A 12,170-nucleotide genomic window follows, 5' to 3' on the forward strand; every position below is an offset into this window, starting at 1 on the left:
GCGGCGCCAACCCGTCGGCGGCGGGCCTGCTAGGCCTCGTCGAGCAGCCCCCGCAGCGCCATTGCCGCGGGGTTGTGCTTCCAGATCTCGTGATCGGCGGGCACGACTCCGCGTTCCACGGCCCGGTTCATCACGCGGACGACGATCGCCGTGTAGCGGAGTCCGCCCAGCACTTCGTAGAAGTGGGTGTCGCCGAGGTCGCGGCCTGCGAACCCGCAATAGAGGTCGCGTTGTTCTCCGCGGGTCGGCTCGCCCTCGAGGCGCGCGGTCCCCACGCTCTCGTGCATGGTCCGATCGAACATCAACCACCAGCCGAGGTCGAACTCGGCGGGCGCGATCGCGCTGTTCTCGAAGTCGGTGATGCAGACGGGACGGGCGTCGCGGAAGATGATGTTCCCGAGCCGCGCATCGCCCCAACTGAAACGGTTCTCGAGGCCCCTTGGCAGGCGCTCCCGCAGCCAGGCCACCCCCTCGTCGAAGACGGGCAGGGTGCGATCCCGGAGTTCGCTTCGGCCGAAGGCCTCCCAGAGGTCGAGCTGGCGCTCGATCCCGGGCGGGTGCGCCGGGTGGGCGAGCCAGCCGAGGCCGGCTTCGGTGGGGTCGAGGGTGTGGACCCTGGCGAGGATGCGCAGGCCCTCGGTGATCATCCGCCTGCGTGCGTCGGGGCTCGCGTCGAAGAAGAACCCCTGCTGGGTGTAGGGCGGGTTCTCGATCGTGACGTCGCCCCCGATGTACTCCATCGCAAAGAAGGGGGTCCCGAGGACGGACGCGTCCGCCTCGTAGCCGATCAAGCCCGCGAGAGGCGCGCAGTCGGTCTGCGCGAGGGCCTCCATCACGCGATATTGGATGTCGATCTCGACGTCGAGACCGGGCGCCTGCTGGGGATAGATGGCGGGCTCCGGATTCTCGAGCCGCAGCACCACCCGCTCGGCGTGGGGCGCGCCGCCGCGGGTGTACTCGATCGGGACGAAGATCGTCCGGGCGGAGAAACCCGACTTCGGGTTCTCGAACGCGTGCACCCGGAGATCGCCCACGTCGGGCCAGCGCTTCGCGAGCCAGGCTGCGAAGAGCGGACGCAGCTCGTCGTCGCTCGGCAGGCTCATCGTCCCGCCCGCAGCGCGCGGAAGAAGCGGGTGGCCGCGGGTGCGCTCCAGTTGTCGTGGTCCTCGCCCCAGCCGCGACCGCCGTCCCATTCCCACTCGGTCAGACAGTTCCAGGTGAACAGGTTGGGGTTGAGGTGCACGCCGATCTTGTTCACACAGCGGCCTTCGGCCTCGAAGGCGCGGCCGAGTTCGTCTTCGCCCCGCAGGCGCACGCGCGTCGGGGCATCGCGTTCCGCGCGCTCGAGCACGTCGCGACCGCCCTTGCCCGGCACCAGCTTCGCGTACTCCCCATCGCGCACGAGGTAGCCGTGGATCGGGATGCAGGCGTCGGCTTCGAACGCCATGGTGATGGCGTGAAACCCGTCGCCCTCCGAGGCGGTGGCGTAGCTGTAGCCCCCACGCGGTGCTCCCGAGTTCGACAGCGTGTCGCCGATCTGAGAGCGCGATCCCCAGGAGCGGTCCCGAAACCCGAAGGCGTCGACGGGCACGCTCTCGTCGTCGATTCGGATCGTCCCGGTGTAGCGACCCGGCTGATCGAGGTGGGACTCCGCCAGGTAGTTCGGCGGTTGCAGTGCGTCGAAGTGGAGGTCGATCTCGACGCGCTTCTCGTCCGGGTCGAGGTAGCGCAGTCGATAGCGCTTCAGGTCCTCGAGGCACTCGTAATGCAGCCCGCTCGGCAGGGAGAGGGCTTCGAGGCGCGCGTCGTCTGCGAGGGGGACGTGCCAGAGGTTCTTCGCGTAGAGGCAGTCCCAGAGTTCGGAGCCCGTGTCGTCCCACAGGAAGCAGGCGCTGGACGTGACGCCCTGGTTGCGCCGCAAGAACGGGTAGAGCTGGCCCGAGAGCTTGCGCTCGGGAACGGCGAAGGTGAACCAGCAGGTCTCGGTCCAGAACGGGTCGTCGTCGGGCGCCGGGTGGAATCGGTCGTCGGGGTGCGACATGGGGGGGCAGCGTACACGCCGCGCTCCTCGGGCTCCAAGCGAAAGGCGCTGCCCACCCCTCCGTGTCGCGTTCGAGACGAGGAGGGGTGGGCCCGAGGAGTTCTCCTCGGCGGCTCGCGGCTCAGTCGCCGTCGCCGAACTCGAAGCTCACCTTCGGCCGCACGAACTTGACGCTGATCTTGCGGGAGATCCCCGCGGTCCAGTGCTCGCCCACCAGGGGCAGCGAGACCGAGGGGGCGTTCGAAGCGATGGTCAGGCTCGCCCGATAGGTGTGGGTCTTCAGACGAATCCCGCCCACCGGCGCTCCTGCCCGGAACCCGAGATCGATCGTGCAACGGTCGCCCGGTGGCAGCGTGTTTCCCGAACAGGCGTCCGCGACGATCGCGAAGTTCGCGCGATCGAAGCCCGAGATCGAGAGGGCGGACACGCTGAGATCGGTGTCGCCGATGTTCTGCACCACGACGACCCGGTTGCCGATCGGCTGGTGGAGATCCCGGTAGACCCAGAACACTTCATAGGGATCCGTGTCGATCCCCGGGCCCTCGAAGACGGGCCCGAGGGTGACCGCCGTCGGGAGCGGGTGGGTCGTGCTCACGATCGGCGAGGCGCCGCTGCGCACGATCGACGCGCTGTCGGCCTCGTTTGCCGTCACCACAGCACCGCGGTGCCCGACCGCCAGGTCGAGCGGGTTGGCTCCGCTGCCGCCCGTGGAGACCGGCGCTTCGAGCTGATCGTTGCGGTAGCGCACCGCCTGGGAACGGCTCGCGTCCCCGACCCAGATCGGGTAGCCGTCGCGGTGCCGGCGCGGCTCGAACGCGACTCCGCCGGCCTCGGAGAAGGGCAGCGGCACGGTCTCGATCTTGTTGCCGTTGCCCGGGTCGAGCGTGGTCAGGATCACCTGGCCCCCGTCTTCGCCGCTGATGGCGATCGTGCCGTCGGGTCCCGCGGTCAGACCGCCCGGGTTGCTCGGCAGCGGCGCGCCACCGAAGTGGACCAGACTCGCGTTCCCCGAGTTCGGGTCGAACTCGGCGACTTCCCCGTTGTCGGCGACGACGTAGATGCGGTCGGCCCGCGCGCTGTAGTCGGCGTAGAGGGCGTCCTGCACCGGCAGGGTGTGCAAGGCCACGCTCGAGCAGAAGCAGTCCTTCGTGAGGTTCACGATGCAGGTGTGGATCGTCGGATCCTGCAGGTCGAGCTCGGCCAGGACCGAACCGCCCGACGTGTTGCTGGTCTGAAGCACGAAGAGTCGTTGCCCCATCGGCACGACGGCGTGGGAGAGAATGCCCTTCGGTGTGAACTTGAGGTCGACGCGCGCACCCTGATTGTCGGGTAGCTGGATCGTCGCCTCGTCCTCGGCCGCCACGTAGAGGAAGTCGCGCGAGACACCGGCGACCGCCCGCCTGGCGAAGCGGATGTCGACGGGGTCGCCGTTGGTTCTCCAGTCGGTCACCGCGGATCCGTCGGAGAGCCGGAACACGTCGATGCGTTTGTCTTCGACCGAGGTGACGTAGAAGTGTTGCTCTCCCTGGGCGGCGAACGCCAAGAGGCCCAGGGAGGCGAAGAGAAGCGTGAAGCGTTTCATGTGGTGTCCTCGCTTGGGAAGTCCCGTCCGAGGGCTTCGGTAGCCCGCGACGCAGCCGCCCCGCGTGAAGCACTTCACGCACCCCGGGCGATTCGCAACTGCTCGATTCGCGTGCACTTTTCGACGCTCCGAGGCTCCAGTTGGCGTGAGCCCGAAGCGCGATTGCGCGCGTCGGGCTTGCGAGGGTGCGGGCCAGGGACGAGAGTGAGCGTCATGCACGTAGCGGTCTTCGGCGCGACGGGATCCCTCGGCCACGAGTGCGTGAAGCAATCCCTCGAATCCGGGCACAAGGTGTCGGTGCTGGCGCGCGCGCCGGAGAAGCTGCCCGAGGCCTGGCTCTCGCGGGTGCGCGTCGTCGAGGGCGATGCGCTCGAAGAGGCGAACGTCGAAGCGGCCCTGTCCGAGGGCGTGGAGGCCGTGCTGTTCGCGATCGGCGTCGATCGCCACTCTCCGGAGGATCTCTGTACCACCGTGACCCGCCATCTGATCGCGACGATGCCGCGCATGGGCGTGCATCGACTGGTCTGGTGCGGCGGGGGGAGCACGCTGGTACCCGAGGATCGCGTGACGATCGGGGCGCGCTTCGTCGAGCTCTTCGCGCGAGTCTTCATGGGGCTGCGCCATCGGGACAAGGCCCATCAGTGGGACCTCTTGCGACGCCACCGCGAGATCGACTGGGTGGGCGTGCGACCTCTTCAGATGCGGCGGGGCGCGAAGCGTGCCGACTACCGCCTGGGTTTCGAGGCCTTCAGCGGTTTCTCCCACATCAGCTTCGCCGACTGCGCGCACGCGATGCTCGGCATGCTCGAGAGCGACACCTGGCTCCACAAGGCGCCCGTCATCCAGTACTGAGCGTGTTGCCACATTCGCTCGGCTCCGCCGACACCGATGGCGCGATGCTCTAGGATCCGCCCGTCTGCCACACACGGAGGCCGCGTTGGGAACCTATACGCTCTACGGAGCCGAGATCTCCTACTACTCGGGAAAGGCCCGCGCCTACCTTCGCTACAAGGAGATTCCGTTCGAGGAGGTCGCGTCGGGCCGCAACGAGTACCGGGACGTGATCCTGCCCCGCGTGGGCTGGCCGGTGATTCCGATCCTGGTGACGCCCGACGACGAGACCCTGCAGGACACCAGCGACATCATCGACCACCTGGAGACGGTGTTTCCCGAGGCGCCCGTGTTTCCCGAGGGTCCGCGTCAGCGAAGCGTCGCGTTGCTGCTCGAGGTGTACGGCGACGAGTGGCTGAAGCTTCCGGCGATGCACTACCGCTGGAACCACAACACCGACTGGATCATTCCCCAGTTCGGAGCGCTCTCGGCACCCGACGCCGACGCGGCGACCCAGCGGGAGATCGGCGAGAAGACCTGCAAGCCGTTCCGCGGCTCGCTGCCGGTGCTCGGGGTCGACGCCACCACGATCCCTGCGATCGAGGCGAGCTACGAGGCGCTGCTCGGTGAACTCGACGCGCACTTCGCCGAGCACGAGTTCCTGTTCGGATCGCGGCCCTCGATCGGCGACTACGGCCTGATCGGTCCTCTCTACGCGCACCAATACCATGACCCGGCTTCCGGAGCGCTGATGGAACGCCTCGCGCCGCGGGTGGTGGCCTGGGTGAAGCGGATGATGGACCCGAAGCCGAAGGCCGGAACCTTCCTCCCCCGCGACGAAGTCCCGGCGACGCTCCTCCCCGTCATCGAGCGCATGTTGCGCGAGCAGCGACCGGTCCTCGACGCGACCGTCGCCGCGCTGGGCGACTGGGCGGCGGCGAACCCGGGCGCCAGCGAGGTCCCCCGCGCCATCGGCATGCACGGGTTCGCGCTCGGCGCAGCCGAAGGCACACCGGTGCGCGGCGAGCGCGCGATCTTCCCCTTCGAGCAGTGGATGTGGCAGCGCCCCTGGGATCACTTCCAGGGGCTGGACGCCGATGCGCAGCAGTCCGTCCGCGACCTGCTCGGCCGGGTCGGTGCGCCCGACTGGCTCGACGCCACGATCCCGTGTCGCCTGACGCGACGGGACTTCAAGCTGGTTCGCGCCTGAGGGATCGCGCCCCGGCGGATCAGAACCGGTTGGGTTCGATCAGCACCTTCTCGCCCGTGGCCTGGCGCCCGTAGGCGCGCATCACGTCCACGTCGAGGGCCTCGCGCAGCGAGACCCGCTTCGTGTAGTGGCTCGCGAAGGTGGTCTTGATCTCGGTGGCGACGCGCGCGTAGAGCGGCATCGCGTCCGCGCCGATCTTCGCCAGGAAGTTCGGGAGCAGCCAGCCGCCGATCCCCCAGGCCATCCCGAACCCGCGGCTGAGCCGCGTCTCGCTCGTGTCGAGACCCCCGTAGACGTAGACCTGCTTGTGGGTGGTCGAGCCGTACTGGGAGTGGCCGGTCGCGTTTCGGTTCAGCGCGCCTTCCATCGCGGTGAGGATCTGACTCGTCAGCGTCCCGCCGCCCGTGGCGTCGAACGCCAGGGTGGCGCCGGTGTCGGCGAGGGCGTCCACGAGATCCTTCATGAACGAGTCACGGCTCGAGTCGCAGACGTACTTCGCACCCAGGCCGCGCAGGAGTTCGGCCTGCTCCGGGCGCCGCACGATGTTCACCAGGTCGATGCCGTCGGCGATGCAGATCTTCTGGAGCATCTGGCCGAGGTTCGAGGCGGCAGCGGTGTGCACGAGAGCGGTGTGCCCCTCGCGGCGCATGGTCTCGACCATGCCGAGGGCGGTGAGCGGGTTCACGAAACACGACGCGCCCTCGGCGGCCGTGGTGCCCTCGGCGAGCGGAATGCACTGCGCGGCCGGCAGGCAGCGGTACTCGCCGTACATCTCCCCGCCGAAGGCGCCGACCGTCTTTCCGATCAGCCCCTGGGCGGCCTCCGACGACCCGGCCGCCACGACCTCGCCCGCCCCTTCGTTGCCCACGCCGATGGCCTTGTCCGTGCGACCGCCCAGGCCTCGCAGCATCGCGGCGGGGATGTCGGCCTGGACCTCGGGCGCGTCGGCGCTGCCGGTGGCGCGCAGGCTTTCCTTGTCGGCGCCGGTGAGCAGCACGCCGAGGTCCGACGGATTGATCGGCGATGCCTCGACGCGGATCAGCACTTCGTGCTCCCGCGGTTCGGGGAGCGGCTGGGTGTCGATCGAGAGCGTGAGGGTGCCGTCGGCACCCACGCGTGACACGATGCGGCGGTACTCGCTGGGGAGGGTCATGGGGGTCTCCTGGTGGGCGCAGTGGTGGAGGTTCGCGGTCGGGCTTCGCTCAGCCGAGCGAATCGAGTGCGGCATTGAAGCGCGCGCTGGGTCGCATGGCGCCTGAGGCGCGCTCGGGATCGGGCATGTAGTAGCCACCGACGTCCATCGGCGGCCCCTGCACGGCGTTCAGCTCCTCGACGATAGCGGCCTCGTCGGCGGCCAGGCGCTTCGCCAGCGGCGCGAAGCGCGCCGCGAGGTCGGCATCCTCGGTCTGGGCGGCGAGCGCCTGGGCCCAGTAGAGCGCGAGGTAGAACTGGCTGCCGCGGTTGTCGAGTTCGTTGACCTTCCGCGACGGCGACTTCGCGTTGTCGAGCAGCTTCCCGGTGGCGGCGTCCAGGGCGGTGCCCATGATGCGCGCACCCGGGTTGCCCGTAGCGTCGGCCAGGTGTTCGAGGCTGACCGCCAGCGCCAGGAACTCGCCGAGCGAGTCCCACCGCAGGTGGTTCTCCTTCTGGAACTGCTGAACGTGCTTCGGTGCCGAACCGCCGGCGCCGGTCTCGAAGAGGCCGCCCCCGTTCATCAGCGGGACGATCGAGAGCATCTTCGCGCTGGTGCCGAGCTCGAGGATCGGGAAGAGGTCGGTGAGGTAGTCGCGCAGCACGTTGCCGGTGACCGAGATGGTGTCCTTGCCCTCGCGGATGCGCTCGAGCGAGTACCGCGCGGCGTCCACCGGCGCGAGGATCTCCACGGTCAGGCCGCTGGTGTCGTGATCCTCGAGGTAGCGCTTCACCTTGGGGATCAGCTCGGCGTCGTGGGCGCGCGTCTCGTCGAGCCAGAAGACGGCCGGGGCGCCGGTGGCCCGTGCGCGGCTGACCGCGAGCTTGACCCAGTCTTGGATCGGCAGGTCCTTCACCTGGCACATGCGCCAGATGTCGCCCGCTTCGACGCTGTGCTCGAGCAGCGCGTTGCCACTCTCGTCGACCACGCGAACCGTGCCGGCCGCGGCCAGCTCGAAGGTCTTGTCGTGCGAGCCGTACTCCTCGGCCTTCTGGGCCATCAGCCCGACGTTGGGGACCGAACCCATCGTGGACGGATCGAAGGCGCCGTGCTGCTTGCAGAAGTCGATGGTGGCCTGGTAGATGCCGGCGTAGCTGCTGTCCGGGATCACCGCCTTCGCGTCCTGCTGCTCGCCCGCCGAGTCCCACATCTGCCCGGAAGTGCGGATCATCGCCGGCATCGAGGCGTCGATGATGATGTCGCTCGGCACGTGCAGGTTGGTGATGCCGCGGTCCGAATCGACCATCGCGAGGCCGGGGCGCTTGGCGTAGACCGCCTCGATGTCGGCTTCGACGGCGGCGCGCTGTTCGGGCGTAGCGCCTTCGAGCGCGGCCAGGACGTTGCCCAGCCCGTTGTTCGGGTTGGCGCCGAGTTCCTGGAGAAGTGCGCCGTGCTTCTCGAAGACGTCGGCGTAGAAGACCTCGACACAGTGGCCGAAGATGATCGGGTCCGAGACCTTCATCATCGTCGCCTTCATGTGCAGCGAGAACAGGATGCCCTGTTGCTTCGCGTCTTCGACCTGGGCCTCGAGGAACTCCCGCAAGGCGCGTGCACTCATGAAGGTGGAATCGACCACCTCGCCCGCCTGCACGGGCACCGCGTCCTTCAGCACCGTGGTCGTGCCGTCGGTCGCCACGTGCTCGATGCGCAGGTTCCCGGCCTTCGCGATCGTCGTCGAACGTTCGTTCGAACGGAAATCGCCGCCGCTCATGTGCGCGACGTGGGTTCTCGAGTCGGCGGACCAGGCGCCCATCGAGTGCGGGTGCTTGCGCGCGTAGCTCTTCACCGAGGCCGGCGCGCGTCGGTCCGAGTTGCCCTCGCGCAGCACGGGGTTCACGGCGCTGCCCTTCACCTTGTCGTAGCGGGCGCGGATCTCTTCCTCTTCCGGTGAGCTCGGGTCGTCCGGATAGTCGGGCAGGTCGTAGCCCTTCTCCTGCAGCTCGCGGATCGCGGCCTTCATCTGGGGCACCGACGCACTGATGTTCGGCAGCTTGATGATGTTGGCTTCCGGGTGCTGGGTGAGCGCGCCCAGCTCGGCGAGGTCGTCGCTCTGGCGCTGGGTGTCGGTCATGCGCTCGGGGAACACCGCGAGCAGGCGTCCGGCGAGCGAGATGTCGCGCGTCTCGACCGCGACCCCGCAGACCCCGGCAAAAGTCTGGATGATCGGCAGGAACGAGAACGTGGCGAGGGCGGGGGCTTCGTCGGTGAAGGTGTAGATGATCTTCGCGCTGGGTTGGCTCATGGTGTCCTTCGTCGGCGAGGGTTGGAAGGGTGGAAGGGGAGAAAGGCGGATGACGAGACGGGGCGCGCGCCTGCGAGGCGGCCAAGAATAGGCAAAGACGGCGCGGCGTGGGGCGCCGGGCAGGCTCGATCACCCCGGACCGGGTCGGGCGCGCTAGGCCAGCAGCGCGTCGCTCTCGTGGTCGCGGATCGCCTGGCAGGCGCGAGAACACATCGCCATGAACATGTCGTTCCCGCGCTCGGTGGGCTCCACCGCAATCGAGCCCAGCACGGTGACCAGGGGTCCCTGAAAGAGGCCGTGCCGGTAGTCCTCGAGGCAGGCGTCGGCGTCGTAGCCCCCGACGCCCAGCTTCGCGAGTTCGTCCCGGTAGGCTGCCAGCAAAGCACCCTCGTGGGTGCGACGCAGCTCCGGGGGGAAGCTGTTGCCCAGGAAATACGCGACGTCGCGGCCCGGCGAGCCCCAGGCCACGGTCTGCCAGTCGACGGTGGCGACCGGCGCGCCGCCCGCGTCCGTGGCGAAGAGGAGGTTGTCGAGCCGGTAGTCCCCGTGGACCAGCGCGCGGCGGCCCGGCGAATCGAGGAGCCAGCGTTCGCATCCGGCGGCGAAGCGACGCAGGACGGGCGCGTCGTCCGGGTGCATGCGGTCGGCGTACCGCTCGATGAAGGTCTCGGTACTCGCGATGAGGATCTGGGACATCATCGCCGCGACCTCGGGGCTGGCCGAACCGACCCAGTCGGCGTTCTCGAGCGCGCCCCCCGCCCAGCTCGGCGCATGGAGCCCGGCGAGGTTGCGCAGCGCGATCTCGGCCTCGGCGACCGAGGCGCCGCGGATCTGGTCGCCCTGCTCACACGGCGCCAGGTCTTCGAGCACCAACACGAAGCCGTCGTTCTCGGGGCTGATGTCGGCGTGCAGGCAGCGCGGCGTGCGGATCGCGAGCTGGGAGGCGAGCTGTTGGTAGAAGTTGACCTCGGTGAGGTAGGCGCCCGACGCGCCCGACTGCCGACTGGTGGGGTTCGAGGCGGGCACCTTCACCACGAGAGTGGTCGGCGCGCCGGGCACGGCCGCGGCGTAGTCGAGCTGGAGCCGGTAGTTGTCGGCCATCTGGCCGGTCCCGACCGGGGTATACGTGAAACCGCGCAGCTCCACGTCGAAGCCCGCGTGACGCAGGACCGCTGCGACCCAATCGGTGGGGATCGCCTGGGGCTCGTCGTAGAGCGGAAGGTCGGGAACGCGCATCGCTTCGTGCCGGCTAGCGGGCCGGGTCGAGGAACTCCTTGAAGCCGTAGCGCTCGTGGGGCCCCAGGCAGATCTGTTCGAGGACGCCGATGCCTTCCTGGCCACCGCAGCGGGCGCGCACGACCTGCTGGATGTGCTGGTTCTCGAGGGCCATCTCGTCGATGTCGTCGAGCTTCCACTTCTCGCCGCCGACGGCGAGCTCGCCCTTCCACTGTCCGTGGCCCCATTCGGGGTGGGAGTAGCCGATGCCCTTCATGCGGAAGGGCAGCACTGCCTCGAGCTCGATCTCGTTCACCGCGCCGCTGACCTCGGTCTTGGTGACCACGGCGCGTCGCGCGCGGCGCGTGCCGGGCAGGTACTCGATGTCGTGGGTGACGGCGCGCAAGGGCAGGGCGTCGGGATCCTCGATCCCCGGAATCCGTGCCGGGTCGGCGTAGGTGGGCAGGACCATCCCGTCCCAGTGCCAGCAGATGCCGTAGCCGTTCTCGAACACGCCCGCGTGGGTGCAGCGGTCGGGCCAGTGCAGCGGCGCCCATAGGAAGAACACCTGCGGCATCTGGTTCGGCGGCGCCCCGCCCGGATCGCGGTCGCCGACCGGGCGAATGCCCCAGCTGCGGTCCTTCGTCCCGTAGGTCGTCGACGGATCGACGCGGAGGGTCTTGCCTTCGTAGCGGAGCTCGCCCTGCCAGAAGCCGAACTGGTTGAAACGCGTGGCTTCCATGTGGGTGCGGTTCGGGGCGAGGTTGCGCTGATGTCCCTCGGCGAAGTTCGCCGTGCGCGGGATCCAGAGCAGCTCGCCTGCGATCCCGGTCTCGTTGTCGTCGACGACGATCCGCAGCGATTTCATCGGCTCCAGGATCTCGATGCGGAAGGGCCCGATGTCGATCTCGTCCCGCTGCTGGGGAGCGCGGCGCGAGCAGTGGAAGGCGTGCTGCTCTCCGTCGATCACGAGCGAGAGGCCGCCGTCCATGATCCCCAGGTTGGGATAGAGCGCGGCGCCGATGCCGATGTAGAAGGCACCGTCCCGGTCATAGCCGTTGAACCAGTAGCGGTCGTAGGCGTTGCGATCGCTGGTGGCGGGCACGGCGATCGGGTGGGTGGTCTGGTGGATCGGGTAGTCGTCGAACTTCGAGAGCATGGCGCCTCCTCGTGGCGCGCGTGCGCCGCCGGGGAATCTAGGCGCCTCCTCGACCCATCGCCCGCGCGACCCGCGCGAGCAGCTTCTTCTGGCGCGCGAGGTTCTCCGGATCGAGCAGACGCCCCTCGGCCATGCGGGAGAAGGCGCGCTCGGACAGGAAGTACCCCGTGACCAGATGGAACATGGCGAGGACCCGGATCGCCGCCTCGCTGCGGTCCTCGCCCGAGGCACCGGCGGGGGGCGCAGCCGCCAGCCCCTGGGCGAAGAGCCGATCGAGCCAGGCATCGACCAGCGGCGCCGCCTCTCCGGCCTGGCCCTGGAGCGCCTGCTGGAAGAACGCGGGGAGACGGGGATGTTCGGCGAGCAGGTCCATCATGCGCCCGGGCAGGCTGGCGGCCGGGATGGTGTGCGCGGCTTCGAGGGCGTCGGCCATCGGCTGCAGGGCGCGGTCGAGCACGGCGGCGTAGAGCGCGCGCTTCCCCGCGAAGTAGTTGTAGAGGCCGGGCTCGCGGATCCCGGCTTCCGCCGCGATCTCGCGCAGCGAAACACCGTCGAAGCCGCGTTCGGCAAAGCCCGCCTCGGCGGCGTCGAGGATCCGCGTGCGGGTGCGCTCGCCCTTGGTCCCGCGTCGTGAGGGCGGGGGGCCGGGGTCTCGGGTTCCGCGGGCCACGAAGCCTCCTTGTCCAAAATATTATCAC

Annotated in this window: 10 protein-coding genes; 2 read left to right on the plus strand and 8 right to left on the minus strand. The window is 69.1% G+C overall.

Translation table 11 applies throughout. The features are described from left to right. Positions 1 to 29: 29 nt before the first annotated feature. From AAF430_11680 to AAF430_11690, 3 genes are all read right to left on the minus strand, one after another. A complete protein-coding gene (locus AAF430_11680) occupies positions 30 to 1,103 on the minus strand; it encodes a phosphotransferase family protein (GenBank protein ID MEM7410887.1) in 1,074 nt (357 codons plus the stop codon). Next, on the minus strand, positions 1,100 to 2,041 hold the full coding sequence (locus tag AAF430_11685; GenBank protein ID MEM7410888.1) for a hypothetical protein: 942 nt from the start codon (positions 2,039 to 2,041) through the stop codon (positions 1,100 to 1,102). Before AAF430_11685 ends, AAF430_11680 begins: the two co-directional genes overlap by 4 nt. A 121-nt stretch (positions 2,042 to 2,162) precedes the next feature. Continuing rightward, positions 2,163 to 3,623, minus strand: a complete 1,461-nt coding sequence (locus AAF430_11690; protein ID MEM7410889.1) for a hypothetical protein — start codon at positions 3,621 to 3,623, stop codon at positions 2,163 to 2,165. A 213-nt stretch (positions 3,624 to 3,836) separates the two neighbouring features. On the opposite strand from AAF430_11690, the gene AAF430_11695 reads away from it, so the two are divergent. Both AAF430_11695 and AAF430_11700 read left to right on the plus strand, forming a co-directional pair. Further along, entirely contained in the window at positions 3,837 to 4,475 is a 639-nt protein-coding gene (locus AAF430_11695) for an NAD(P)H-binding protein (protein MEM7410890.1), read from the plus strand. Between the two features lie 85 nt (positions 4,476 to 4,560). After that, positions 4,561 to 5,664, plus strand: a complete 1,104-nt coding sequence (locus tag AAF430_11700) for a glutathione S-transferase (GenBank protein MEM7410891.1) — start codon at positions 4,561 to 4,563, stop codon at positions 5,662 to 5,664. A gap of 19 nt (positions 5,665 to 5,683) precedes the next feature. Here AAF430_11700 and AAF430_11705 read toward each other — a convergent pair whose 3' ends face one another. The 5 genes from AAF430_11705 to AAF430_11725 all read right to left on the minus strand — a co-directional run bounded on the left by AAF430_11705 (position 5,684) and on the right by AAF430_11725 (position 12,142). Further along, positions 5,684 to 6,817: a zinc-binding dehydrogenase gene (locus tag AAF430_11705; protein MEM7410892.1), complete on the minus strand. Its 1,134-nt coding sequence runs from the start codon at positions 6,815 to 6,817 to the stop codon at positions 5,684 to 5,686. Positions 6,818 to 6,866: 49 nt separating this feature from the next. After that, positions 6,867 to 9,098, minus strand: coding sequence for an NADP-dependent isocitrate dehydrogenase (locus AAF430_11710; GenBank protein ID MEM7410893.1), 2,232 nt, complete (start codon positions 9,096 to 9,098; stop codon positions 6,867 to 6,869). Between the two features lie 153 nt (positions 9,099 to 9,251). Continuing rightward, a complete protein-coding gene (locus AAF430_11715) occupies positions 9,252 to 10,334 on the minus strand; it encodes a phosphotransferase (GenBank protein ID MEM7410894.1) in 1,083 nt (360 codons plus the stop codon). Positions 10,335 to 10,347: 13 nt separating this feature from the next. Continuing rightward, positions 10,348 to 11,472, minus strand: coding sequence for a hypothetical protein (locus tag AAF430_11720; GenBank protein ID MEM7410895.1), 1,125 nt, complete (start codon positions 11,470 to 11,472; stop codon positions 10,348 to 10,350). 37 nt (positions 11,473 to 11,509) lie between these two features. After that, positions 11,510 to 12,142, minus strand: coding sequence for a helix-turn-helix domain-containing protein (locus tag AAF430_11725; GenBank protein MEM7410896.1), 633 nt, complete (start codon positions 12,140 to 12,142; stop codon positions 11,510 to 11,512). Between the last annotated feature and the right edge of the window lie 28 nt (positions 12,143 to 12,170).

It is taken from the genome of Myxococcota bacterium, from assembly GCA_039030075.1.
Classification (GTDB): domain Bacteria; phylum Myxococcota_A; class UBA9160; order UBA9160; family SMWR01; genus JAHEJV01.